The sequence below is a fragment of the Leuconostoc lactis genome, from assembly GCF_007954625.1.
Taxonomy (GTDB): domain Bacteria; phylum Bacillota; class Bacilli; order Lactobacillales; family Lactobacillaceae; genus Leuconostoc; species Leuconostoc lactis_A.
Genome location: NZ_CP042420.1, coordinates 962,589 through 987,943, shown reverse-complemented (window position 1 = coordinate 987,943; position 25,355 = coordinate 962,589). Strand labels below are relative to the sequence as shown.

The window sequence follows — 25,355 nt, the reverse complement described above, 5'->3', positions numbered from 1 at the left end:
TATTATACCAGATTTCCACACGAACAGAAGTTCGTCAACCACAAAAAAAACGAGCCGAAGCTCGTTTTATTTTTGCGGGATATCAAATCGTGATAATTGCCAAGTTTGAATGATTGAAATGAGTTTTTCCGCATAAGCTGGATCCGTAGCATAGCCATCGCGTGTCAAAGCAGTGGCAGCAGCTTGATAATCCTTTGCGGCTAAGACATGTTGATATTGGGCAGCATTCCAACTCGTGCCATGATAAAGCAGTTCCGCGTGCGCTTTCATACTTTGTTGCCAAGAATCATAGGCCGCAAAACGGCCTTGAATGGTTTTCCATTCCCCATTTTCAAACTCTTGGGTCGGCAATACCACACTTTTTTGCCCCGCACGCGCCTTAATCCCAAAAAGGTTATTATATTGTGTCGATAAGACTGACGTATGCCAATTGGACTCAAGAATTGCTTGCGCGATGCTAATGGAAGCAATCACGCCATATTGTTCTTGCATTTGACGCGCATAAGGGGCAAGTTCATTAATCCACGCGATACGTTGTGCTTTAATGTCGTCCTGCTTAGTGGTTGGTTGCGCTGGTTTAAAAATCGTTGTTTGTGACCAAAAACTAGCGACAATTGCCAGTATTAAAATCGTGCTCACCCAGAGCCATAAATCCAGTTTCAATAAACGTTTTCTGCCGCGTTTTTGTCTTTTTTTTGCCATTAGTTAAAAGTATCCAGTGCTAATAATTGTCTGAAGTGTTGGGACGTTTCCCGTAAGTGCTGTGGGGTGCCTGATAACGTAAAGTGCCCATTTGCCAAGAAATAGACTTGATCGACTTGATCAATCCCCGTCAAGTGATGCGTTACCCAAATAATCGTGCGATCATGTAACACTTTGAAAATTTGGTCCAACACGGCGCGTTCAGTTCTTGGATCCAAACTAACAGTTGGTTCGTCCAAAATAACAATTGGTGCATCTTGTAGTAAGATCCGTGCCAAGGCAAACCGCTGTTGCTCCCCACCGGAAAAGCGTTGCCCTGCTTCTTGCATTTGAGTGTCGTATTTGTCAGGCAAACGATCAATCAATGGCTGCAAACCAGCCTTACGAATGGCTTCTTTCACCTGGTCATCTGTCGCCCCAGGATTGCCCATCCGCACATTATTCAAAATTGTCGTATCAAATAAGTAGGCTTGCTGATCTAACACTGCAACAAGCCGCGCCAATTGATGACGCAGCGCTTGTACCGGCTGTCCGCCAATGGTCACCTGGCCAGTTGTCGGCGTTAAATCCCCCGTAATTAATCGCAACAGCGTTGTTTTCCCTGACCCTGAACGCCCTAGCAAAGCGATTTTTTCGCCTGGTTTAATGGTCAGGGTCATCTGATCAATAATGCGTTGCTGATCATATTGAAAGGTTACATCATGCAACGCAATCGTTGGATCAGTCACATGAATCGGGTTTTCTGGTGTTGGTTCTGGTACTGGCAATTCATTTAACCGCTGAAGACTGTCTTCATAAAAAGGCGCCTCACTCACACCTTGGTTAACACCCAAAAAGCTATCGACTAATGGGAAAATCGCTAACGTAAAGGCCGCAATATAGTTCACCGCAATCGTGTGACCCGCAAATTGATGGCCGGCCCAAAAAATAGTACTCATTGCTAACACTAACACCAGCATTTGGATGATAAAATCACGCCACCAACCAAATGACATCCCCCAATGCTTGGCTGCAGATAATGCCGCCATCGTGCGCCCTTGACGCGCCATCAAATCAGCTTGACGGCCTGACAACACCCAATCTTGTAAACCAAGCACAGCATCTGTTGTTTCCGTATAGAGTTGCGCTTGTAATTGCTTTTGGCGTTGAATGCGTTGACGATTCGCCCAAAAACTCAGAATCGGGATGACAACCAAAATAATCGTTAACATCACCAACCACCAAATCATGAAGCGCCAGTCCACCACGCCAAACCCTAAGTTGACAAACAAATATAACATTAATCCGGCGCCAAGTGGGAAAATTGTGCGCAAATACAGATTCTGTAATTGATCTAAGTCACCCGCTAACAACCCTAGAATTTCACCAGTTTGCAATCGGCCGCGAATGCTACTTGCAGTACTGGCCACACTTTCATAAAGACGTTGGCGCGACTTTGACACAAATTTCAACACCCAATTATGCGAAACAAGGCGTTGTGCATAACGAAAGACTGGGCGCACAATACCAAAACCACGCGTCAAAACAATCGGTACATAGATCAGCAAAATGTTATCTGGCCGCTGGGCTGCGCGTGAAATCAAATAACCCGACACAAACATCAGCGCCCCAGCCGCAAACGTGGTTAAGAACGCCAAAAAAATGGACCAAAACAAGCCTTTCTTTTGTGTTTTCAAGAAGGGTACGATCCAATGATCACGCCGTAAAAGTTGTTTTATTTTTGTCATTGTCCACCTCGTAATTCTGAGCGCAAGTGATTCAAGGCACTCTGACTATCAGCCAATAAGACGGCCGGTTCACCTTGTTCGACAATCTGCCCATCACGCATCACCAACACATAATCCATTTGGTCTAACCAGTGTAAGCGGTGCGTTGCAAAAAAGACGAGATGATTCGCCAAGATGGGCGCAATCGTTTGTTTCAACTCATACTCAGTTTCAATGTCAAGATGGGCTGTCGGCTCATCAAACAATAACACATGCCGTTGTTCATCCAGCAACATCCGCGCTAACGCAATGCGCTGCGCCTGACCACCAGACACCTGGCGTCCACTTTCCCCCATCACCGTGTCTAAACCATCGGGTAACGTCGCCACCAAGCTTTGTAGCCCCGCCTGCTCAATTGCTGCCGTAACGGCTGCGTCAGAAGCCTGTGGGGCGTAAAAAGTGATATTATCGCGCAGTGTTTCATGGAAAATATAAGGGTGTTGTGGCATGTAGAAAAATTGTTTTTGCCAATCTTTTTGCGCAAAATGCGGCATCATTTGGCCAGCAATTTCAAAATCACCACTGTTTGGACGCAAAAAGCCACCTAAGAGATTAAGTAACGTTGACTTACCAGCGCCACTTTCCCCAACAATCGCAATTTTTTGATATCCTTGAGCTTGTAGCGTAATGTTTTTCAACACTAGCGTCCCATCGTACCCAAAATTCATATCGCTAACCGACAAAGTTGACGTTGGTGCCCACGTTGATAAGTGCAAGACATCGCGTTGCGTCACCTCTGGCTTGTCTAACATCTCCAAGACATCTGTTAAGGCATTTTTACCATTGAGGGTGGCATGATAATCATCAGAGAAATTGCGTAACGGTAAAAAATATTCCGGTGCGAGGATCAGAATCGTTAAAGCCGGCAATAACGTCATCTTACCATCCAGTAGGTCAAACCCTAGAAAGACGGCCACAACCGCAATCGATAGCGTAGTAAAGAAATCCAATGCAAACGTTGATGTCATCGCAATCCGTAATGTCCGCATGGTTGTTTTCCGGTAGTCTTCTGAAATTTTAAAAATTTCTTGACTATAATCTTCAGCTAATCCCAACTGCTTTAAAGTTGGTAGCCCACGTAACGCATCGACGAAACGGTTATTCAAATTTTTAAAGTTAGCAAATTCCGCATCGGCTTTACTTTGCGCAGCCAAACCTAAGATCACAAAAAAAACAATGATGACTGGAAAAATCAAGAGCAAGAATAAGCCTTGTTCCCATTTGAGGTAAAAAATATAGCTTAAAATCAACCAAGGAATAATGCCTAAATCAAATACTTTCACTAACAAGAGCTGAAAATAGTTCTTAACGTTGTCTAGTCCCGCACCCAACGTGGTCACGGCATTTCCCGTCCCCTGTTCAGCAACTAATGTTGAACCTAAGGCTGTATAGCGTGCCAACAACTGTACCCGATACGTTTCAACGGCTTGATTCGCATAGTTGGCCATCAATTCATTTTTAACCACGATTAAGATTTGCCGCACAATAAACGCTACCGCAAACCAGCCGATCGACGCCAGTGCCGATTGTATCGGTTGGCCTTGCCAAAGACTCACAATCGCCCGTGCCAGGAAAATACCTTGAGCCAAAATTGCTAGGCCTTGAATCCCAGTTAAAATCACGAGCCCCAGCAATGTGGTCATGATCCCTTTTAGTTTGAAAAGTCTTTTATCAATCATATTATCTTTATCTATTCCTACAAGTTATCTCGATTTGAGATTATGTTGATCATCTCATTGCCAATTAAAAATAAAAAACGTCTACAGTCAATTGTAAACGTTTTTCTCAATGTTATTCAACCACTTTGTGGGAAACGATACGCTTGCGGAAGACCCAGAAGCTCCAAATTTGATAAGCAAGGGTTACTGGCAAAGCTGTAATCACCACAATTGTCATCACTTTCAATGTGTAAGGTGTTGATGACGCATTCATAATATCTAACGTGTGCAATGGGTTATTGGCCACCATCACACGTGGGAATAGCCCAACGAAGAGTAAGACAACCACTTCAACTAATGCCAAACCTGACAAAGTAAATGGCCAAGCTTCTGACTTTGTCTTCAACGCTGTGTACCAACTCATCAACGTTGTGACCACAATGAGGGCCAAAATTGCCAACGTCCATACTGGCTTTGTTTGAATAAAGTCAGTGTAGAAGAATAGCAAAACGGCAAACAACGCTTCCCCAGCTAACAAAACTGGGTACAAGAACTTTAATTGCGTTACTGCACGGTCCCGCAATGGGCCAATAATACGTAGGCGTGTATAGTTCAAGCCGTGCACATAACTCATCAAAGCCACTGCGATACCACCAACCAAAGTAAATGGTGTCACGTAATCAAAGAAACCAGCCGTTAAGTTACCACGGGCATCGATTGGTGTCCCTGATACCATGGCAGTAAAGATCATACCTAAGAAGAATGGTACCATCACTGATGTGATCCCAATCAAGCGTTCCCAAAGTTGCGCCCCTTGAATGGTTGGCATTTGTTCACGGAATTCAAAGGAAACCCCACGATAAATCAAAGCCAACAACACAATCAATAGCATTAAGTAGAAGCCTGAGAACAATGAGGCATACCAGTTTGGAAAGGCTGCAAACATCGCCCCACCAGCTGTGATTAACCACACTTCATTGGCATCCCAGTTAGGACCAATTGCTTCATATAGCGCATCACGATCATTTTCATCGCGGGCGTTAAAGATGAATTGCATCCCGATACCGAAGTCGAATCCTTCAAGGAAGAAGAAGCCAGCCCACAAAACGCCAATTAAAACGAACCATAAAATTTCTAGTGTATTCATTAGGCTTCACCTCCTTTGGCCAAGTGACTGTATGGATCACTTGGAGACAAGTGTTCTGTATCTTCCGCATTTGGGCCAGCGTGCAAAACACGACGCGCCAACCAAATCATCACGCCACCGAGTGAGGCAAATGTCAAGAAGTAAATAATATTTGAAATCAATAGCGAAGCCACTGACACATTTGGCGAAACGGCTTCACTAATTGGCATTAGGCCGTAAACAACCCATGGATAGCGACCCAATTCAGTCACTAACCAACCGGCTGTATTGATCAAGAATGGGACAAAAGTAGCAATTCCCATAATCCACAAGAACCAACGTTGAGTCAAAATTAATTGTGACTTGCGACGGTTCATCCAAAGGGCAACAATGGCCAGTAGCAAGAGTGCGCCAGCCCCCATCGCCATGACACGGAATGAGTAGAACAATGTGTTTTCAGGCACATAGTAACTCTTAATCTCAGGATTTGCCTTACCGTACTTCTTTTGGAATTCCTTTTCCAATTCAGTTGTCCCGATTGTCTTACCACCCGTCAATGAGTGGTTACCCAAAATTGACAAAACATAAGGGATTTCAACGTTAGCAATCACTTCGTGTGTCTTGGGATTGGTTACTGAAATCAATGACCAAGGTTGTGCCTTATCCTTACGGTCAGCTGAATTGATGGTCTTATCAACACCTTCCATCGCCGCATACTTCATAGGTTGCATTGATTGCAAATCATAAGCGTGCTTATCACCTGAAATCAAGGCACCACCAATACCGATCAAACCAACGATTAAGGCAATGTTAATTGACTTACGGAAGAAAGGAATCTCACTGTCACCTTTTTTCAACTTCAATAATTTGAAAGCTGACATACCCGCAACCAAGAAACCAGCTGTGACTAATGTCCCAACAACCACGTGCGGGAATTCAACCCACAACTGCTTGTTAGCAAGTAACGCACTAAAGCTCTTTAATTCGGCACGTCCCATGTGATTGTCAATCGCATAACCAACTGGGTTTTGCATAAATGAGTTAGCCGCCAAAATCCAAAGCGATGACATCATTGACCCAATCGTTGTAATCCAAATGAACAAGACGTGGATACTTGGCTTAAAACGATCCCAAGTAAATACCCACAACCCAATGAATGTTGATTCCGCAAAGAAGGCAACCAACGCTTCAATGGCTAACAATGAACCGAAAATATCCCCGACATAACGTGAATATTCAGACCAGTTCATACCAAATTGAAATTCTTGAATCAAGCCGGTAACAACCCCTACCGCAAAACTCAATAAGAAGATCTTACCCCAAAATTGCGCCATTTTCTTGTATGTCTCATCTTTTTTGATGACATACATCGTTTCCATGATCGACACCACGACACCTAGTCCGATTGACATCGGTACAAAGAAGAAGTGGAAAATCGTTGTCATTGCGAATTGAAAACGCGCAAGGTCAAGTATCCCTACTAATGTAACCATGTGTTCCTCCAAAATATAACTCATCTCGCCATCACTAATGCGTACTTAAAGCAGTTATATCGTCTAATATTTGAGCGATCAAGCAGCTTGCTCACTCTTCTACATAATAGTTTATCACTCGATAAGCCATCAAGTTGTTAAACTTTTGTAACAAAAAAAACGCCATCGCGTTTCTTCATGCTTATGCAAAATTTGAATCGTCTTCTAAGAAAGTATTGAGGACTTCTTCAACCATATCCCATTCTTTATCATCTTCGATTTGGATCAAATCTTCTTCAGTTGCATCCCCATTTTCATCTGGGTTGAAGATGTAAGCTTGGATGTCCACCTCTTCATCATCTTCCACGCCTTCTGGTACAAGCAAGATGTAGTCCTTGCCATATTCTTCAGAATGGAAAGTGAATAAGACTTCGTATAATGCTTCGTCGCCGTTTTCGTCGACAAGTGTGATCTTTTGAATATCTTCTTGGTTTGCCATAATAAATGCTTTGCGCGTATCGTGCGCTGACAACGTTATCGGTTGTCAGCGCCGTTTCTCCCACGCACTCCCTTCAATTTTTGTATCTCTATTATAACGTAAAAACAACGTTTCGCCTAGAAACGTTGTTTCGAGTCTTTACTTGGCTAATTTACCATTAGCATCTAAATAGTTTTGCAGAATAAATTCTGCCGCAATTTTGTCAATGACCTGCTTGCGCTTTTTACGTGAAATATCTGCTTCTTCAATCAACATGCGTTCAGCTTGCACCGTTGTTAAGCGTTCATCTTGAAAATCAGTTGGCAAACCAAATGTTTCTTCAACCATTTTGGCATAACGCCGAGCTGCTTCAGCACGTGGGCCTTCGGAATTATTCATGTTTTTAGGCAAGCCTAAGACAACACCTTTAACCTGCTTGGCCTTGATAATTTCACCTAATCGTTCGAGGCCAAATTCTGCCTCATCTTCGTTGATGCGAATGATTTCAACCCCTTGGGCTGTCCAACCCATAGGATCACTCACCGCAACACCAACTGTTCGACTACCGACATCTAATCCTAATATACGCATTATTTGTTCAAATAGGCGTGCACAAGTTCTTCAATGATCTCGTCACGTTCGTGACGCTTGATCAAATTACGTGCATCATTCAAACGCGGAATATAAGCGGGATCGCCAGACATCAAATAACCGACAATTTGGTTAATTGGGTTATACCCTTTTTCTTCCAAAGCTTGGTAAACAATCTCTAGCGTTTCATGAATCGCCTTAGGCTGTTGATTGCCAAAGTCGAAAATTGCTGTTTCATCTCCTACTGTCATCGCACACGCTCCTTTCTTTAGTTGCTCACGCTTCAGTCTAGCGTGACTAATTGTCCTAAATCTATTTTACCCTATAAATATGACAACTATATCACAGAACCATAAGATTCTAAATAAGTGATGTTAGTTTTGTGCCAAAAAGTCAGCAACTGCTGCAAAGGCATCGGGAATACCAGCTGGATTCTTACCACCAGCTTGCGCCATGTCTGGGCGACCACCACCACCACCGCCAACGCGTGGAGCAATAGCTTTAATCAAATCACCTGCTTTAATACCAGCTGCATTGGCTTCTGGTGAAGCCGCAACAATGAGGTTGACTTTCCCATCAATATCAGCTGCTAGCACTAACACTTCTGATGGATAATTTGCTTTCCAATTATCAGCAACTTGACGTAACCCATCCATGCCAGAAACTGGCAATTGCGCCACAATATAAGTGTGCCCGTTGCTTGTTTTAACGTCGTTAAAGACTTCATCAGCAGCTGCGTTCGCCAATTTCGCTTCAACTGATTCTAATGTCCGTTGCGTTGCCTTTAATTCTGCTTGTAGATCGGCAACCTTGGCCGGTGCTTCCGTAATCTTTTGTGCTTTCACTTGGGCAGCAACTGCCTTTAAGGCGTTTTCTTCTGCCTTATATAAGGCTAATGCTTCCAGGCCAGTCACAGCTTCAATTCGGCGTACACCGGCACCAATACCTGATTCTGACACAATCTTGAACAAGCCAAGTTCCGCCGTTGACTGTGCATGGGTACCACCATCAAATTCCTTGTTAAAGTCGCCAATCGATACGACACGCACAACGTCACCATACTTTTCACCAAAGACTGCGACAGCACCCATTTGTTGCGCTGTTTCAATATCTGTTTCCAACCATGAAATCGGTGCATTTTTAGCGATTTCCGCATTCACCATTGCTTCAATCCGATCAAGATCGGCAGCAGATACTGGTCCTTCGTTGGTGAAATCAAAACGCAAATAGTCCGGTTCGACTAATGATCCTGCTTGGTGGACATCGCCACCAAGCACATTCCGCAAGGCTTGATCCAACATGTGGGTCGCCGTATGATTCTTTGATACCGCAATATGGCGTGCCATATCCACCCGCAAATCAACGTTTTCCCCAAGCGTGATGTCAGCCAGCACATTGACAGTATGCACGTGTTGGCCGTTTGGTGCCTTTTGGACATCAATCACTTCCGCCACGACGTCACCTTGCTTGTTCAAAACTGTCCCAAAGTCAGCAACTTGTCCACCCATTTCAGCGTAGAATGGTGTTTTATCAAAGACTAATTGGCGTTGTTCGCCAGCAACTGCTTGATCAAGTAAAGCATCAATGCCGTCGGCATCTTGACCAATAATGGCCACAACTTCCGCTGAATCAACCGCTGTTTCTGACCAACCAACATATTCAGAAGCCACTTTCAAATCAGTCAACACAGCATTTTGAACACCCATTGACTTGTCATTTGAACGTGCTGCACGTGCACGCGCACGTTGCGCTTGTAATGCCTCATTAAAGCCGTCTACGTCAACTGTTAAGCCAGCTTCGGCAGCTTGTTCTTGCGTCAATTCAAGTGGGAAGCCGTACGTATCTGACAACTTAAAGGCATCCGCACCAGAAATTTGTGTTTTCCCGTCGGCCTTAGCCGCCGCAATCACATCATCCAACAACGCCAAACCACCAGTCAACGTTGCATTAAAGCGCTTTTCTTCAGCCGCAACCGTCTTTTGGATACGTGCCGCGTTTTCCAGCACTTCTGGATAATAGCTTTGCATAATTTCCCCAACAATTGGCACAAGTTGCGTCAAAAATTCGCCTTGAATACCTAACTTTTGACCATGCAAAACCGCCCGACGGAGCAAGCGACGAATGACATAACCACGGCCTTCATTTGAAGGCATCGCGCCATCGCTAATCGCAAACGTGATGGCACGGATATGGTCAGCAATCACTTTAAAGCTGGTGTTGCTGTCAGAATCTTTTGTGCCATCATACTTAAAGTTTGGTGACAAAGCTTCTGTTGCCTGAATAATTGGTAAGAATAGATCCGTGTCAAAGTTTGTCCGACCGTTTTGGAACACTGAAACGACACGTTCAAGTCCCATTCCCGTATCAATGTTCTTGTGTGGTAATTCTGGATACTGTGAATTATCCGTCATACCAGGCAAATGGTTAAATTGTGAGAAGACGATGTTCCAAATTTCAAGGTACCGTTCGTTTTCACCACCTGGATATATTTCTGGATCATCATCTGGCAAATCTTGGAAGGCTGGGCCACGATCGAAAAAGATTTCTGAATCAGGTCCTGAAGGCCCTTCACCGATATCCCAGAAGTTGTCTTCAACTTCATAAATATGACCAGCTGGCAAATCCGTCTTTTCTTCCCAGATTTTCTTGGCTTCTTGGTCTTTTGGATAGACAGTCACATACAAACGTTCTTTATCCAAGCCATACCATTCAGGGCTCGTCAACAATTCCCAAGCCCAAGGAATCACTTCTTCTTTGAAATAATCGCCAATTGAAAAGTTCCCCATCATTTCAAATAATGTGTGATGGCGGGCTGTTTTCCCAACATTTTCAATATCATTGGTCCGAATGGCCTTTTGCGCATTCGTAATACGGGGATTTTCTGGTACGACAGTCCCATCAAAATACTTTTTTAATGTGGCCACACCCGAATTGATCCACAACAAAGTCGGATCATCTTGTGGAATCAAATTTTTTGAAGGGACAACTTCATGCCCTTTTGATGCAAAGAAATCCAAAAACATCTGACGGACTTCTGCTGACGTCAATTCTTTCATTGGTAATTCTCCTTGATTTGAAATATAAAAAGACCAGAACAAAGTGCGGACGCTTCACCGTGGTACCACCGCATTTTGTAATGATCTTCAATCTTTACCTTCATAAACTCATAACGCTGAGGCGCGGTAACCTTTCGATTACAATACGATCTGGGAGCGCAAAATTTGTGATGTGTGTTTTGCATTAACCAACACATTTCTGACTGGCATCGCGCAAATTTTGTATATCCAGATTTCTTTAGTTATTATAGCACATTACCACCCAATATGATGATCAGTTTCTGGTAAGTCGAGTTCATCGGCCATGAATGCCTCAAACGTTTGTGTTAATTTGTCAAAAGCAGTTTGCAATTGGTCTCGCGTGATGACAAGCGGTGGCTGAAAGCGCAACACATTGCCACGTAAACTAATCATAATCACGCCTAATTGAAATAAGCGATAGATAATCTTAGTGGTACCAACAACGTCAGCCTGCCCATCAGCAGTCACAATATCAATCCCACCGTTTAATCCATAGAGGCGCACATCGCCAATAAACGGATACTTTTGTGCCGCCTGTTCGAAAAACTCACTGGCCACATCCCCTAATTCTGCGGAACGCGTGACCAAATGTTCTGCGTCTAATACATCAAGTGTTGCCAATGCAGCTGCAGCAGTGACCGGATTACCAGCCGTCGTATAAACATTTGCCGGTGCGGCTAAACTGGCCATAATCTCACGACGACCAACAACGGCACTTAAGGGCAAACCACTAGCCAACGATTTGCCCATACTCAACAAATCCGGCGCAATCCCAAAGTGATCAATCGACCACATCTTTCCGGTGCGACCTAAGCCCTGATTGACTTCATCAACCGCAAAAACAATCCCGTGTTTCCGCGTGAAATCGTACACCAAATCCATATATTCTTGTGGTACTTTGATGATGCCGCCATCGCCTTGAATCGGTTCAATAATCACCATAGCCACTTCATCGGCTGGCAAATAAGTCTCAAAAGGTAACTTAAACGCTTGAAATAAACGCTGCGAGAATTGTGCATCCGTTTCACCGGCTAATCGTTGGGATGGATCAGGATAAGGCACTTTCACAACGTCCGGCAAGAGTGGACCCATTTTCCGCGTCATATTGAGACTAACACCCGAAATGGACATGGCACCGTAAGTCGATCCATGATAGGCACCCGTAAAACTCACAATATAGGATCGGCCCGTATAGGCACGGGCTAATTTAATCATGGCATCATTGGCATCGGAACCCGAATTACCAAAAAGCGCTTGCTTTTCAAACGCGCCTGGCGTGAGTGCCGTCAAGCGTTGCACGAGCTGGGCCGTAGTCGTATTAGCAAAATAAGCTGGTGTGTACTGAATTAATTTTTGTGCCTGTTGCGTAATCGCGGCCACAACTTTGGGATGGGCATGACCAACATTGGTGGCACTCGCACTAGCCAACAAGTCAATGTAGTCTCGACCATCCGCATCCGTCACAATCGCGCCCTGCCCATGATCAATGACCAGGTCAAAATAATTTACCCGCGATACCGCTGCCAAGTGTTGTTGTTCTGCAGCTAAAATTTCTTGATTGTTTGACATGGCCCACCTCTTTTTCTGACAATAAAAGCCCTGGTTATCCAGGGCTTGAAGGTAAAACAACTTATTTTGACAAATTACTATGACGCGCCCCATAGACCGCATAGATAATCAAACCGATCACAAACCAACCAAAGGCATAGAGTTTCGCTTGGCTGTCCAAATTAAAGAAAATGAAACCTGAACCCAAGGCTGCCAAAGCTGGCAAAACTGGGTAAAATGGCATCTTAAAGCCAGGTTCTTGGATATCTTTTCCTTCACGTGGTCGCAAAGCATAGATCCCAAATGACACAATAATAAAGGCAATTAACGTCCCAGCTGAGATCAAGCCAGCAAGTTCTGTAAAGCTAAAGACTGATCCCACTAAGATGGCAATAATTGACAACGCCAACAACGCATTGTTTGGCAGACCCTTACCATTCACATCCCCAAGGAAGCTTGGCAATAAGCCATCACGACCAAAGGCGTACAACAAACGTGAACCGGCCAACATCATCCCAATGATGGCAGTAAACATACCAACCAAAGCCACAACAGACAACAAGTTAGACGTGAAGCCGTGCCCTGATTGGAGCAAAGCCCAAGCTGCAGGTGCCGCGTTGTTTTCATACTTTGAGTAATGGAACATACCGACCAGTACCAAAGCAACCGTTACAAACAATACTGTGGCCACCACCAGTGACCCAATGATCCCACGTGGCATTGTTCGCTTAGGATCCTTAGCTTCCGCCGAGTTGGCCGCAATTGAATCAAATCCAATATAAGCCAAGAAAATTTGTGAGGCACCGGCAACAATCCCTTGCCAACCACCAAACGTTGTACCTGGCTTATGTTCTGGAATAAATGGCGTATAGTTACCTGGATGGATCGCCGTCAAACCAACACCAATGAAAATCAAGATGACTAAGACTTTTCCAACCACTAAGATATTTTCCACGCGTGCAGTGGAATTTGTGCCCCGCCATAGCAACACTGTGACAATTAACACGGCAAACAAGGCCGAAATGTCAATCACGCCCCCGTTACCGGCAGCAAAAGAACCTGCTAATGCCGGTGGCAAAACGAGATTGTGTGACGCTAGGAACAGCTTAAAGTTAGCTGACCAACCAGATGCGACAAACGCCACGGCAATAAAGTACTCCGCAAGTAATGCCCAACCGGCAATCCAGCCAAACACTTCACCAAAGACGACGTTCGCCCATGAATAAGCTGAACCAGCAAATGGTAATGCAGACGCAAATTCAGCATACGCAAAGGCTGCAAGTCCTGACACAATAGCCGCAATCACAAATGAAATGGCAACGGCAGGTCCAGCATGATCTGCCGCAACAATCCCTGGTAATGTGAAAATAGCAGTTGACACAATTGTCCCCACCCCCAACGCTAGCATGTCTTTGACACCCAGTGTTTTGTGCAAATGTGCATCGCTATGTGAAAAACTTGCCGGGCTTGCTTTATGCAGCCAGCCAGTCCTTGGTTTTGAATCCGACATGAATCTTTCCCTCCAAAGGTTACAAAGTTACCAAATAATATTAACATTTTCTAATATTAGTGTCAATAAAAAAACAGAATGATATATTCTGTTTTCAATGATGTGGTCACTAGCGTTGTTAAAACCCTGTTCATTACGCCGGTAATACCACAAATTATGATTTTGTATGTTTCCGTTGATAAGTTGCAATACTATCATATTCCGTTTGCAGTTGCCGTGACAAACGGATGAAAATTGGGGCCAATTCACGATAAGCTTCAAAGTTTTCTGGCATCGGTTGGTACGTATTGGCTGCGCCAACATATTGTTCAATGTCATATAAATCATCAATGTAACCCAACGCTTTTTGCGCCACAATCACGGCTGCCAATGAACCAGATTCAAACGCTTCTGGCACCGTGACTGGTTGTTCAAAAATATCAGCAAACATTTGTCGCCACAATGGTGAACGGGCAAAACCGCCAGTTGCTTGGATGGCTTTTAAATCACCCACAACTTCTTCCAAAGCCAGACTCACCATATAAACGTTAAAAGTAATCCCTTCAAGGACTGAACGCAACATGTGCGCCCGTGTATGCCCATGATTCAAACCAAAGAATGACCCTCGGGCATTAGCATCCCAAATTGGCGCGCGTTCGCCACCCAAATACGGATGGAAAATCAACCCGTCAGAGCCCGCTGGCACGCGGGCAGCAATTTGCGTCATCAAATCATAGGCATCAACACCTAATAACGCTGCCGTTGACTTCTCTGCGTCAAACATATTGTCACGGGCCCAACGGAAGACATCTCCACCATTGTTCACCGGCCCACCAACAACCCAATGATCTTTGTCCAAAGCATACGTAAAGGTACGTCCCTTTGGATCAATCACTGGTTGGTCCGACACCACGCGAATGGCACCAGATGTACCAATGGTAATCGCGGCAACGCCTGGCTTCACCGCATTGACGCCAAGATTGGATAATGGGCCATCTCCAGCCCCGTAAACAAACGGTGTATCAGCTGGAATTCCTATCACCGCAGCATATTCAGGCGCCATGGTTGTTTCATATTCATAAGGTTCAACTGGTGTTGGCAGTTGCGCTTTCGTAATCCCTGTCACAGCCAATGCTTGTTCATCCCAATCTAACTTAAAGATGTTAAACAAGCCAGTCCCAGAAGCTAACGAAATATCCATTTTGTTAGTCCCAAAAAGTCGATGGAACAAATACTCTTTAATCCCCATATAATGGGCTGCTTGGTTAAAGATATCAGCGTGTTCCGCTCTTAACCACAGCAATTTGGACAAGGGTGCCATTGGGTGAATGGGTGTCCCCGTCTGACTATAAATCTCTTGTCCTAAGCCGGTCGCCTTCAACTCTTCCGTGTATTTGACCGCCCGCGTATCTGCCCAAGTTATAACCCGTGTTAACGGTTGCCAATCTTGATCAAAGGCAATTAGCGAATGCATCGCTGATGAGAACGATACAGCAGCAATTTTATCGTCACCTTGTAACTTTGCTGCGCGAACCACTTCACTCAAGGCATCAATCAAGGCCTCAAAAATTTCATCCAAATCTTCTTCAGCCATATCAGGCGCATCGCGATACAGTTTGTAGCCTTTATTAGCACTGGCAACAACTTGATTGCGATCGTCAAACAACACCGCTTTCGTTGATGTTGTCCCCAAATCGACGCCAATCATATATTTCATAGTTTTTCCTCATATATCAATGATAATCGTTCAACAACTTGTGCAGATACAGAAAAAGCCCCCTAGCGGGAGCTATCTGTTCAAAAAAAGATTGAGCAGGTTAAAAGTTAATTACTTTGCTGAATCCATTGCGTGACCACCGAAGCCGTTACGCAAAGCTGAAACAACCTTACCTGTAAATGTGTCATCTTGCAATGAACGGTAACGCATAGCAAGTGACAAGTAGATAACAGGTGCTGGTACTTCAAGAGCCAATGATTCTTCAACAGTCCACTTACCTTCACCAGATGAGTGCATACGACCAGCGATGGCATCCAACTTAGGATCCTTAGCGAATTGTTCTTCAGCCAATTCCATCAACCATGAGCGGATAACTGAACCGTGGTTCCACAACTTAGCAACTGCTTCGTAGTCGTAGTCGAATTGTGAAGCTTCCAAAACGTCGAAACCTTCGGCGATGGCTTGCATCATACCATATTCGATACCATTGTGGACCATCTTCAAGTAGTGACCTGAACCCAAACGACCTGTGTACAAGTAACCATCTTCTTCAGCAAGTGAGTTGAACAATGGTTCGATTGTCTTCCAAGCTTCGGCGTCATCGCCACCGATCATGAAGTTACCACCGTTACGTGCACCGTTCATACCACCAGAAGTTCCGGCATCGAAGAACTTGATACCAGCAGCAGTTGTACGCTTGTTTTGTTCCAAGTTGTCCTTGTAGTTAGAGTTACCACCATCGATGATGATGTCGCCCTTGTCCATCTTTTCAATCAATGTGTCGATTGTTGAGTTTGTTGGGGCACCAGCTGGTACCATTACCCAAACAATCTTTGGTGAAGGCAACTTTGACAACATGTCGTCAATGTCAGTTGCGCCTTCAACAGCTGATGAGTATTCAGTTGCTTCGCGAACAAATTCAGGGTTCAAATCGAACGCAACAACTTCATGGCCGTTATCAACGGCGTTCTTTACCAAGTTCAAGCCCATCTTACCAAGGCCGATCATCGCAAACTTCATGGTTCACATACCTCTTATGTTTTTTGTATTTTTACTACACTCTTATTATATGAAAATATTTTACACATTGCAAGCAAATGATTGTAAAAAGTTTTCGTTTCTTGTATAGTTAATTTATAAAAATGACGTGACTTTGCGCACTGCGCAATATCAATAGGAAGATGCCCCATGGCTCACAATATTATCGCGCAACTGCGCGCACAAAAAAATCAGTACAATGCGACTGAAAACAAATTAATTAATTATATTTTAGCTGACACAAAACATGCACAAGAAGCAACCATTCAAGAACTGTCTAACGGCTCTGGGGTGTCCACGGCAACGATTTCACGCTTTGCGAAAAAAATTGGCTTTGACTCGTTTCGTGAATTTTCTGTCGCAATTGCCAGTGCTGCATCAGCCGTAACACCCGTTGATTTTTTCGGTGAAATTACTGACGACGACGATACCATGGCGATTTCACAAAAAGTTTTTGCCGGTGCTACCAATGCCTTGCATGCCACGTTAAACCATTTAACCGCTGATGATTTGGAGACTGCTAGTGGTTATCTCATTGCAGCACGGCGCGTTGGCTTTTTTGGCATTGGCGGTTCCTCAATTGTCGCTTTTAATGCGTATCACAAGTTCTTAAGAACGCCCCTCGATGTCATTGCACATCCAGATTACGACATCCAACTGATGCAGGCTGTTAAGTTAGACCATGACGATGCGGCCGTGGTGATTTCCCATTCTGGTCGCAACAAAGATACACTACTGGTCGCCCAAAAGTTAAAACAAAATGGCGTGAAAGTCATTGCTATTACGTCTTTTGCTGACTCACCGCTGGCAAAAATTGCGGATTTAGTCCTATTGTCGTTGGCAGAAGAAATCAATTTCCGTAGTGAATCGATGAGTTCGCTCATTGCTCAAATCACTTTGATTGATACCCTCTTTACTCTGGTGGGCTCATATTTTTCACAAAATACTCAAAACGTAGTCGATAACATGCGCAGCGTCATCGAAGAAACGCGTGCCCATTAACTAAAAAACAACCAAACGGTACGACCGTTTGGTTGTTTTTTTAATCTTTTTTCAGCATTGCTTTTGCTTGGTTGGTTAACATATCAATTGCGACAAGGTTTTCGCCACCTTCAGGCACAATAATGTTGGCATATCGTTTTGTTGGTTCCACGAACTGATGATACATTGGTTTCACGGTTGCCAAATATTGCTCAATCACCCCACGGACCGTGCGACCACGCTCTTCAATATCGCGTTCAAGCCGGCGCAAGAAGCGAATATCGTCATCCGTGTCAACAAATATTTTCATATCCAAAAGATCACGTACACGCTCATCGTTAAACAATAAAACACCATCAACGATTACGACATTAGCTGGTTCAACCCGTTCCACTTGTTTAGAACGCGTATGGTTAGCATAATCATAGATTGGCTTATCGATGGGTTCATTGCGTAATAAACGCCGCAAATCAGAAACAAAGAGATCTGTTTCAAAAGAATCTGGGTGGTCATAGTTCGTCAACACCCGTTCTGACATGGGCTTGTCCGACTGATCCTTATAATAAGAATCTTGTTGTAACAAAATCGCGAGCGACCCATCCGCCGTTAAACGTCGCACTAATTCCCGACTAACAGTGGTTTTACCTGAACCAGAACCACCTGTAATACCAATCACTAAAGGTTTATTTGCCATTATTGTTGCCCTCCTTCACTCGCTTCAATCCCAGCCAGTAAGCCATCAAAATCAAGCGTCATCTCACGGTATGCCGGATCATGAATTGGTAGATGTTGTACAAATTCATCAAATACTTGCAGCGTACCTGAGATTTGGCTTGCTGAAAAATCTAAAATATGACCAGCAAATTGCAAATCATCTGACAAGAAATGCACGTGCCAACCGGCGGCCGTTGGGCCGTTAAAAATTTGTGGCGCAAAATAACCAACGACCGTACCTGTCACGTGTTCACGTTCAAATTCCGGTTGATTTTCCGCAACAGCCAACAAACTTGGGTATGGCGGTACTTGTTTAGGCGCAATGCGCACATGGACACGAGAAAATTCCCCATGAAATTTTACTGCCGCAAACACATTTTGTAACTGTTCTGCTTTTAGTTTTGCACTTAACGTTGAAAAATCAACTTGTGAAAACGGCAATTGTTGCGTAGGCGCATCAAAATGCACTGAAGCAAACGGCATCAGCGTATCAGGGTTCGTAATGTGGTTAACTTGCCCGTCACTTTGCGCCTGATAGACTTCGCCATCCAACAAAATGACTTCACCATCTAAACCTGTCAGAGTGCCGATGCCGGTATCGCCATGTTGTCGCAATTCAGCAACTGTGATCGTGCCTTGCATTTGTTTGCCCATGAGCATTGCCAATGTTCCGTGCTGATATAAACGACTCATTTTATTATATTGATGTGTCACGCGACACACTTCCTCCAAATTATACTGTCTTATATTTTAAGCGAATAAAAATCGACTGTAAAGGGTTACGACTTGTTTTTTTCATGATTGGCTACTAAATAAAAAAACTACCTGACGGTAGTTTACTTAACACCTGACACGTGGCCCACCGTTTCAACAAGCAACCGGACATATTGCCGATCGCCTAACGGGCCTTGATGCACCCCATCATCGGCAAACCAGTCGCCGTGTTGCTTAGCAACTGCGTACCAATCAACGACGTGCAAATTTTTATAAGTTTTCTGCGCGGTTTGTAACAATTGATTGTTACTATCCTGCCAAGGTCGTGACTGCACAAAGTTGTTCATCCAATAGACCTGGCGCTTTTTACCGGCAATTGCCATAATTTGATCTAAGTCTTGTTTCTTAATCGTTCCATTTGTGCCCAAACCAATGAGAAGATTATCGGCTAATGGTTGTGAGGCGGCGGCTTGTGCCATGATTTTTGGCGTTTGATAAGCCTGTCGACCCACTGCCGCATCCACCACCATGTGCGGATTAACTTCTTGTAAATAAGGCGCAGCATCCAACATCACCGAATCACCAAAAGCTTGAAATGGCATAGCTTGGAAAGCTAAATACTGGGTTGGCTGCAAGTCGTATTTTTCAACAATTTTTTTCTGTTCTGATGACAAGTTAGTCGACTGACCTTTTTTGGCTGATTCAGCATCACTACTTTTCTTAGCCAGTGCGTTACGTTTTTCAACCGCTGCTTGATTTTGGCGTAGTTTCTTTTCCAAAGCGGTTTCTGGTCGGTCTTGGCCAGCTTGCGGTGACAACAAACCATAACCGATCAACACGATCACAGCACTTGCGGCCGCCAAGACGATAAAGAAGCGATTACGCGATTCAGATAAATGTGCGATTTGTCGGTGAAAGTAATTCGGCCGTCGGAAAGTCGTTTCGACAAACCGATAACTCAACTCACTCAAGGCCAACACAATGATCACTTCTAAAAAGAGATGCCAGAAAGTTGGCCGATAATTTGGCATAAACTTTTCATAAAAGATAAAGACAGGTAACTGATAGAGATAAATACTATAACTCCGTGTGCCCAGATACGACATCACGGGGTTATCTAACCCCTGACCGAGCCACGATGATGGATGTGCCACTACGGCAATGAGAATAGCCATAATGGCAGTCATCAAGTACATCAAACCATAATACGTCGCTGGGCTTTGACCGTTTAACCACAAGAAACCAATCACCGTTATGGCTAATGCAGTGCCACCAACAATGTCTAACCCTTTTTTAACTTCAGGATGCACTGCCGGATTGAGATGTGTTGAGGGCCAAATGAAGGCTAACGCAGCGCCAAGTAAGATGGCAAAGAGCCGCGTATCAGCACCGTAGTAACTCCGGTTAATGTTACTAGGATCATACAGCACCGCCATTAATACCGCGCTGATAACTGACAGTGCCAACAACCCAAGCGCCACATATTGGCGTTTTAGACGTAGTTTTAAAATCCCCCATAAGACAAACGGCCAAATGAGATAAAACTGGCCTTCAATCGACAGTGACCACAGATGGGTAAAGGGTGAAGCACCGCCAAATTGTTGGAAATAAGATTCCCCATGGCCAATGGCCCAAAAATTATAAACATACAATAAATTAGTCAGCACGACATAACGTATATTGTAAATTAGTTGTCGATCAAATAAGAAAATAACCGTCACAGTAATTAGCAATAAGACCAGTAGTGCTGGGTAAAGACGCTTAAGTCGCCGCGCATAAAATTGCCACGGTGCAATTTTGTCCTGATGATCATACTCTTGTATCAACAGATCCGTAATCAAATAACCTGATAGCACAAAAAAAAGCGGTACGCCCAACCAACCCCCAACAATATGAGTTGGTAAAAGATGAAAGGCAATAACACCAATAACGGCAATGGCACGCAGGCCGTCAAATCCTGTGATGTAACGTCTTTTTCTCATTTGGAACGAACCCCTTCAAGCACTGATGGCAAAATAAAAAGCAAACTACTCTCACTAGTTTACTTTTTTAACGTTTAAATGTCAATTGTTACTATTATATTTCTTTAAAATGAGAAATTAGTCAAGGGTTGTCCCGCGACGTTCTAATGTATGCGGTAACTGTACCTGTGTATCGTCAATAATTTCGTTATTCATTAACTTCGTCAACATGCGCATGGCTACCGCCCCAATATCATACTTTGGTTGCCCGATTGACGTTAGTTCTGGACGTGTCACAATAGCAAACTTGGTATCGTTAGACGTGATAATTTCAAAGTCTTCTGGCACGCGTTGGCCGTGTTCTTGCACATAGTTCATAATGCCCAAGGCCACTTCATCATCATAAGCAATGACTGCATTAGCCCCTGCTTGCAAGACTTTTTCAGCGATTTGCATCCCAGCCGCGTAATCTTGATGGGCCGTAAAGAGCAACGCCTCATCAAATTCAATGTCAGCAGCTTCCAGCGCTGCTTGATACCCAACTAACCGGTGTAAGCGATTAATGGCGTGTGACATTGGCCCAGTCACCAACGCCACGCGACGATGACCATGATTAATGACTGTCTCCGTTGCCTCTTGAATCGCCGCCACATAGTTGATATTCACACTTGGTAACTTACCTTCACTATCCACTGAACCCGCTAACACCACTGGGGCATCAGCCGCAGCAATCGTATTCAAAACTTCGCGATCCAACTCGTTACCCATGAAAATAATGCCATCGACTTGTTTACTAGACAAATTGTTCACGGCCATTGTTTCCCGAACTGGATCTTCATCTGTATTGGTCAACAAGACGTCATAGTGATACATGTTCGCCACGTCATCAATACCACGGGCCAATTCGGCATAATACATATCAGTTACGTCTGGCATGACCACGCCAATCGTTGTTGTTTTCTTTGAAGCTAACCCACGAGCAACAGCATTAGGATGATAGCCAAGCTCTTCAATGGCATCAAGTACCTTACGTTTTGTGGAATCGCGGACGTTGCTGTTCCCATTGACAACCCGTGACACAGTGGCTAGTGACACCCCGACACGATTTGCCACATCATAAATTGTTGCTGAACTTTTCTTCTGCATAGTTGACCTTCTTTTACTTTTATCTTTAAGAAACCGTTTACATCTTCATATACCTCTTTTTATTATAGCAAAAATCAATCATATTGCAAACGCTTACAAGGCCATATCGTCAAGTTTTCATCATTGTTTCAGTTTGTTACAAGAAAAGACACTTTTTTGTGAAAGTGTTAAAATGGAAATAATACATTTTAACAAAGGAGCGATAAATGACTAATCAAAAACTCACGACACTAACACAATGGCTCACGGACCAACAATTAGATGGTGCCATCTTAACAAATTTCCATAGCGTGGCCTATCTTTCGGGGTTTGAATCTGACCCAATGGAACGTGTCCTTGCCTTGGTTATTTTCGCCGACCACGATCCGTTTCTATTCGGACCAGCCCTTGAAGTCAATAGCATGAAAGCCAGTGGCTGGCCTTATCCAGCCTACGGCTATGATGACCAAGAAAATCCTTGGGCCAAGTTGGCACAACATATCCGCGCGCAATCTCATGGTACCGCCTTTGCCATTGAAGCGGATAATTTGACTGTGACGCGCTACAACGCCTTACAAGCTGCTCTACCAGGTGTTACGCTGCAAAAGGACATTACGGCTGAAATTAATCGTTTGCGGTTGATTAAAACACCTGATGAAATTCAACACATGTTAGCGGCCGGCCGTGATGCTGATCGGGCTTTTGAGATTGGTTTTGCTGCCCTCGCTGAAGGCGTTACCGAATTAGGCGTTGCTGCCAAATTGGAATACGAACTCAAGCTTTCTGGTGTGCCAGGCATGAGCTTTGACACATTGGTCCAGTTTGGCGCACATGCGGCTGATCCCCATGGGGCGACATCATCACGGCAGTTACATGCTGGCGAAATGGCGCTTTTTGACCTAGGCACTATGACTGAAGGTTATGCCTCTGATGCAACCCGAACCGTTGCCTTTGGCCCAATCAGTGACCAAGCCAAGGTCATCTACGACGTCACCCTTGAAGCCCAATTGGCTGCGCAATCTCAGGCCAAAATTGGGATGACTGCTGGTGAACTGGATGCCATTGCCCGTGATATTATCACAAAGGCCGGTTATGGTAATTATTTTGTCCACCGCCTCGGCCACGGTCTTGGTGCCTCTGTCCATGAATACCCTTCAATCATGGCTGGCAGCGATTTGGTACTACAAGAAGGGATGGTCTTCTCGATTGAGCCAGGTATTTATATCCCTGATGTGGCTGGTGTCCGGATTGAGGATTCTGGCTATATGAGTCCCGATGGGTTCGTCCCTTTCACACACACGCCAAAAACATTACAACAATTCTAAAGCAAAAGACCCTAACACAGCCGTTAGGGTCTTTTTCAGTGTTGTATTACCGGAAAACTTGTAAGATAAGCGGTAACATGGACAACGCATTATTCAAAAAATGGATGGCAATACTATCTTGAATATTACCAGTCTTCTTGTACACATAAGCTAGCACCATCCCCATACTCATATACAAGACATAGCTCAGCAAGTCAGGCAAGTTCGTTGGAATATCACCCATGTGTGGGAAGGCAAATAACAAACCAGACAAAATAATGCTGGCCCACCACCAACTGTGACGGAAAAAATAATTAATCACTAAACCACGAAAGACAATTTCTTCAACGACGGGTGCTAAAAATACCGCATAAATCAACATCCCAACCATGGTAATGTTGACCTGTGATACGAGCGCTTCAATAGCCACTTGATTCTCAGTATCAACACTGCCAGTGACAACCATTCGAATCATATTAATCCCATATTCGAGGCCAACCATGACAAAAAACATGCCCACAATATACCACAGATGACGCCAATCACGGATATTTGGTTGGTGAAAAACTGGTTGGCGCGTCGTCTTTTTTAACAAACGATACGCAAGGTAGCCTAACACGCTATAACTTGCTAACATCAAGCTCACATACAGGAGTTGTTGGCCAACGGATTGCTGCGCGTTGGCGGCCACTAACAAACTCGGCGTTAAGATTAACAAAAAAGCCAGCCCGATAAAATTAAACAGGCGTCGACCTAATGATTTAGGGTTTGGATTTTGGGATAAATCAAGCAAAATTATTCATCATCCTTTTCTTCATGTAATAACTGTTGTCGCCGAGCCAGCCAAAATAACCAAATATAACCTGCGTTGACGAGGACAACTAAAATAATCGTCAGACCTAACGTTAAGGCTAATGACCAATGCTGCCAATCACTCACCAGAAACAGCGTCAAAAACAATATAATTGCTAGTCCGCCAAGCAAGAGCCGTGCAAGCAACAGCGCTAATTTATGATTTTTGGGCATAGTGCTTAATAAAATCGGCAACTGCCGCTTCGTTATTGGTTGTCGTCAACACAACATCAGCTAAGGCTTTAATTTCCGGTTTGGCATTGGCAACCGCCACACCAACACCGGCGGCTTTAATTTGTGCCTCATCATTCAAATTATCACCAATCGCCGCTGTATCGTCACGGGCAATGCCTAAAATATCGGCTAACTCTAAGCCCGTCACCCCTTTATCAACGCCCTTCGGGTTAAATTCAACGTACCGGTTTGAACTAAAAGTGACCAACACCTCATCGCCAACAACGGCGGTCACCGCATCAGCGATGGCCTGTTGGACAGCAGGATCTGGATGTTCAAAAATAACCTTCATGACAGGCCCTTCGTTAGCCATAAAGCTTAAATCAGTTGTCGTGATTTCAGTATAAGGCACTTGCCGCTCTGTCATGTAGCGTTGATCGGTTGCTGAGATATTGTAAATGTACAAGTTATCGCGCGTATAAACGTGCGTGTCGACGGCGTCGTTCACTTGACCCAAATCAAATATTTTTTGGGCTAATGTCAACGACATGCCGTGTTCAACAACAATTTCTTCCTGACCATCTGGGGCAATAGCCACAATAGCCCCACCATTATAGGACACGACGTATTGCGTTGTTTTGTTAAGGCCAAGTTGCGCTAATGTCCCATAAACCGACTTGTATGATCGGCCAGTATTGGGTACAAAATAACCGCCATTTTGGGTAAAATCCTGAATGGCTGCGATATTTTCCGGATGGATTGTCCCATCATCGTTGAGTAAAGTTTCATCAAGATCCGATAGAATAAGTTGTATCATATGTCACTCGCTTTCTCGTTACTGATGTCTTTATTATACCTGAATGTTGCC

At 44.2% G+C, this 25,355-nt stretch carries 22 protein-coding genes; 2 read left to right on the top strand and 20 right to left on the bottom strand.

Features of this window, described 5'->3' with window-relative positions:
• Positions 1–66 precede the first annotated feature (66 nt).
• From FGL80_RS05000 to gnd, 13 genes are all read right to left on the bottom strand, one after another.
• Positions 67–702, bottom strand: a complete 636-nt coding sequence (locus FGL80_RS05000; protein WP_010002035.1) for a glycoside hydrolase family 73 protein — start codon at positions 700–702, stop codon at positions 67–69.
• Positions 702–2,429 (bottom strand): thiol reductant ABC exporter subunit CydC, encoded by a 1,728-nt coding sequence (gene cydC / locus FGL80_RS04995; RefSeq protein ID WP_055308224.1) that lies wholly within the window; start codon positions 2,427–2,429, stop codon positions 702–704. The genes FGL80_RS05000 and cydC overlap by 1 nt, the downstream gene beginning before the upstream one ends.
• Positions 2,426–4,147 carry a thiol reductant ABC exporter subunit CydD gene (cydD, locus tag FGL80_RS04990; RefSeq protein ID WP_147001831.1) on the bottom strand — a complete coding sequence of 574 codons (1,722 nt, stop codon included), beginning with the start codon at positions 4,145–4,147 and terminating at the stop codon, positions 2,426–2,428. Before cydD ends, cydC begins: the two co-directional genes overlap by 4 nt.
• A gap of 112 nt (positions 4,148–4,259) precedes the next feature.
• Positions 4,260–5,273, bottom strand: a complete 1,014-nt coding sequence (cydB, locus tag FGL80_RS04985; protein ID WP_055308226.1) for a cytochrome d ubiquinol oxidase subunit II — start codon at positions 5,271–5,273, stop codon at positions 4,260–4,262.
• The gene (locus FGL80_RS04980; RefSeq protein ID WP_010002039.1) at positions 5,273–6,745 is read right to left on the bottom strand and encodes a cytochrome ubiquinol oxidase subunit I; all 1,473 of its coding nucleotides are present in this window, start codon (positions 6,743–6,745) and stop codon (positions 5,273–5,275) included. The genes cydB and FGL80_RS04980 overlap by 1 nt, the downstream gene beginning before the upstream one ends.
• Positions 6,746–6,926: 181 nt before the next feature.
• On the bottom strand, positions 6,927–7,223 hold the full coding sequence (locus FGL80_RS04975) for a DUF1292 domain-containing protein (RefSeq protein WP_055308266.1): 297 nt from the start codon (positions 7,221–7,223) through the stop codon (positions 6,927–6,929).
• A gap of 138 nt (positions 7,224–7,361) precedes the next feature.
• On the bottom strand, positions 7,362–7,793 hold the full coding sequence (gene ruvX / locus FGL80_RS04970) for a Holliday junction resolvase RuvX (protein WP_010002042.1): 432 nt from the start codon (positions 7,791–7,793) through the stop codon (positions 7,362–7,364).
• Positions 7,793–8,044, bottom strand: a complete 252-nt coding sequence (locus FGL80_RS04965) for an IreB family regulatory phosphoprotein (protein ID WP_010002043.1) — start codon at positions 8,042–8,044, stop codon at positions 7,793–7,795. Before FGL80_RS04965 ends, ruvX begins: the two co-directional genes overlap by 1 nt.
• Positions 8,045–8,167: 123 nt before the next feature.
• The gene (alaS, locus tag FGL80_RS04960; protein WP_147001830.1) at positions 8,168–10,849 is read right to left on the bottom strand and encodes an alanine--tRNA ligase; all 2,682 of its coding nucleotides are present in this window, start codon (positions 10,847–10,849) and stop codon (positions 8,168–8,170) included.
• Positions 10,850–11,104: 255 nt separating this feature from the next.
• A complete protein-coding gene (locus tag FGL80_RS04955) occupies positions 11,105–12,439 on the bottom strand; it encodes an aspartate aminotransferase family protein (RefSeq protein WP_147001829.1) in 1,335 nt (444 codons plus the stop codon).
• Between the two features lie 61 nt (positions 12,440–12,500).
• Complete coding sequence (locus FGL80_RS04950) at positions 12,501–13,928, bottom strand: APC family permease (RefSeq protein ID WP_055308229.1); 1,428 nt, start codon at positions 13,926–13,928, stop codon at positions 12,501–12,503.
• A 154-nt stretch (positions 13,929–14,082) separates the two neighbouring features.
• On the bottom strand, positions 14,083–15,624 hold the full coding sequence (gntK, locus tag FGL80_RS04945; RefSeq protein ID WP_055308230.1) for a gluconokinase: 1,542 nt from the start codon (positions 15,622–15,624) through the stop codon (positions 14,083–14,085).
• A 111-nt stretch (positions 15,625–15,735) separates the two neighbouring features.
• The gene (gnd, locus tag FGL80_RS04940) at positions 15,736–16,644 is read right to left on the bottom strand and encodes a phosphogluconate dehydrogenase (NAD(+)-dependent, decarboxylating) (RefSeq protein ID WP_055308231.1); all 909 of its coding nucleotides are present in this window, start codon (positions 16,642–16,644) and stop codon (positions 15,736–15,738) included.
• A 168-nt stretch (positions 16,645–16,812) separates the two neighbouring features.
• Here gnd and FGL80_RS04935 point away from each other — a divergent pair, with 168 nt between their 5' ends.
• The gene (locus FGL80_RS04935; RefSeq protein WP_055308232.1) at positions 16,813–17,664 is read left to right on the top strand and encodes a MurR/RpiR family transcriptional regulator; all 852 of its coding nucleotides are present in this window, start codon (positions 16,813–16,815) and stop codon (positions 17,662–17,664) included.
• Between the two features lie 40 nt (positions 17,665–17,704).
• Here FGL80_RS04935 and udk read toward each other — a convergent pair whose 3' ends face one another.
• The 4 genes from udk to ccpA all read right to left on the bottom strand — a co-directional run bounded on the left by udk (position 17,705) and on the right by ccpA (position 22,178).
• Complete coding sequence (gene udk, locus FGL80_RS04930) at positions 17,705–18,337, bottom strand: uridine kinase (protein ID WP_055308233.1); 633 nt, start codon at positions 18,335–18,337, stop codon at positions 17,705–17,707.
• Positions 18,337–19,050: an acetolactate decarboxylase gene (gene budA / locus FGL80_RS04925; RefSeq protein WP_055308234.1), complete on the bottom strand. Its 714-nt coding sequence runs from the start codon at positions 19,048–19,050 to the stop codon at positions 18,337–18,339. Before budA ends, udk begins: the two co-directional genes overlap by 1 nt.
• A 143-nt stretch (positions 19,051–19,193) precedes the next feature.
• Positions 19,194–21,053 carry an acyltransferase family protein gene (locus FGL80_RS04920; protein ID WP_055308235.1) on the bottom strand — a complete coding sequence of 620 codons (1,860 nt, stop codon included), beginning with the start codon at positions 21,051–21,053 and terminating at the stop codon, positions 19,194–19,196.
• A gap of 117 nt (positions 21,054–21,170) precedes the next feature.
• On the bottom strand, positions 21,171–22,178 hold the full coding sequence (ccpA, locus tag FGL80_RS04915; RefSeq protein ID WP_055308236.1) for a catabolite control protein A: 1,008 nt from the start codon (positions 22,176–22,178) through the stop codon (positions 21,171–21,173).
• 206 nt (positions 22,179–22,384) lie between these two features.
• On the opposite strand from ccpA, the gene FGL80_RS04910 reads away from it, so the two are divergent.
• Positions 22,385–23,482: a M24 family metallopeptidase gene (locus FGL80_RS04910; RefSeq protein ID WP_055308237.1), complete on the top strand. Its 1,098-nt coding sequence runs from the start codon at positions 22,385–22,387 to the stop codon at positions 23,480–23,482.
• Between the two features lie 46 nt (positions 23,483–23,528).
• Here FGL80_RS04910 and FGL80_RS04905 read toward each other — a convergent pair whose 3' ends face one another.
• Genes FGL80_RS04905 through FGL80_RS04895 form a run of 3 tightly spaced genes read right to left on the bottom strand, consistent with a single transcriptional unit; the run spans position 23,529 to position 25,304 of the window.
• On the bottom strand, positions 23,529–24,254 hold the full coding sequence (locus FGL80_RS04905; RefSeq protein ID WP_055308238.1) for a CPBP family intramembrane glutamic endopeptidase: 726 nt from the start codon (positions 24,252–24,254) through the stop codon (positions 23,529–23,531).
• 2 nt (positions 24,255–24,256) lie between these two features.
• Positions 24,257–24,487, bottom strand: coding sequence for a hypothetical protein (locus FGL80_RS04900; protein WP_055308239.1), 231 nt, complete (start codon positions 24,485–24,487; stop codon positions 24,257–24,259).
• A complete protein-coding gene (locus FGL80_RS04895; RefSeq protein WP_147001828.1) occupies positions 24,471–25,304 on the bottom strand; it encodes a Cof-type HAD-IIB family hydrolase in 834 nt (277 codons plus the stop codon). Before FGL80_RS04895 ends, FGL80_RS04900 begins: the two co-directional genes overlap by 17 nt.
• Positions 25,305–25,355: the final 51 nt, after the last annotated feature.

Bases quoted from the DNA above. Each gene is read 5' to 3' on its own strand.
- ccpA (WP_055308236.1), bottom strand. From the start codon at position 22,178: ATGCAGAAGAAAAGTTCAGCAACAATTTATGATGTGGCAAATCGTGTC.
- FGL80_RS04920 (WP_055308235.1), bottom strand. From the start codon at position 21,053: ATGAGAAAAAGACGTTACATCACAGGATTTGACGGCCTGCGTGCCATT.
- FGL80_RS04955 (WP_147001829.1), bottom strand. From the start codon at position 12,439: ATGTCAAACAATCAAGAAATTTTAGCTGCAGAACAACAACACTTGGCA.
- ruvX (WP_010002042.1), bottom strand. From the start codon at position 7,793: ATGCGTATATTAGGATTAGATGTCGGTAGTCGAACAGTTGGTGTTGCG.
- FGL80_RS04950 (WP_055308229.1), bottom strand. From the start codon at position 13,928: ATGTCGGATTCAAAACCAAGGACTGGCTGGCTGCATAAAGCAAGCCCG.
- FGL80_RS04980 (WP_010002039.1), bottom strand. From the start codon at position 6,745: ATGGTTACATTAGTAGGGATACTTGACCTTGCGCGTTTTCAATTCGCA.
- FGL80_RS04910 (WP_055308237.1), top strand. From the start codon at position 22,385: ATGACTAATCAAAAACTCACGACACTAACACAATGGCTCACGGACCAA.
- cydC (WP_055308224.1), bottom strand. From the start codon at position 2,429: ATGACAAAAATAAAACAACTTTTACGGCGTGATCATTGGATCGTACCC.
- cydB (WP_055308226.1), bottom strand. From the start codon at position 5,273: ATGAATACACTAGAAATTTTATGGTTCGTTTTAATTGGCGTTTTGTGG.
- FGL80_RS04935 (WP_055308232.1), top strand. From the start codon at position 16,813: ATGGCTCACAATATTATCGCGCAACTGCGCGCACAAAAAAATCAGTAC.
- alaS (WP_147001830.1), bottom strand. From the start codon at position 10,849: ATGAAAGAATTGACGTCAGCAGAAGTCCGTCAGATGTTTTTGGATTTC.
- FGL80_RS04975 (WP_055308266.1), bottom strand. From the start codon at position 7,223: ATGGCAAACCAAGAAGATATTCAAAAGATCACACTTGTCGACGAAAAC.
- FGL80_RS04895 (WP_147001828.1), bottom strand. From the start codon at position 25,304: ATGATACAACTTATTCTATCGGATCTTGATGAAACTTTACTCAACGAT.
- udk (WP_055308233.1), bottom strand. From the start codon at position 18,337: ATGGCAAATAAACCTTTAGTGATTGGTATTACAGGTGGTTCTGGTTCA.
- cydD (WP_147001831.1), bottom strand. From the start codon at position 4,147: ATGATTGATAAAAGACTTTTCAAACTAAAAGGGATCATGACCACATTG.
- FGL80_RS04965 (WP_010002043.1), bottom strand. From the start codon at position 8,044: ATGACAGTAGGAGATGAAACAGCAATTTTCGACTTTGGCAATCAACAG.
- gntK (WP_055308230.1), bottom strand. From the start codon at position 15,624: ATGAAATATATGATTGGCGTCGATTTGGGGACAACATCAACGAAAGCG.
- FGL80_RS04900 (WP_055308239.1), bottom strand. From the start codon at position 24,487: ATGCCCAAAAATCATAAATTAGCGCTGTTGCTTGCACGGCTCTTGCTT.
- budA (WP_055308234.1), bottom strand. From the start codon at position 19,050: ATGAGTCGTTTATATCAGCACGGAACATTGGCAATGCTCATGGGCAAA.
- gnd (WP_055308231.1), bottom strand. From the start codon at position 16,644: ATGAAGTTTGCGATGATCGGCCTTGGTAAGATGGGCTTGAACTTGGTA.
- FGL80_RS05000 (WP_010002035.1), bottom strand. From the start codon at position 702: ATGGCAAAAAAAAGACAAAAACGCGGCAGAAAACGTTTATTGAAACTG.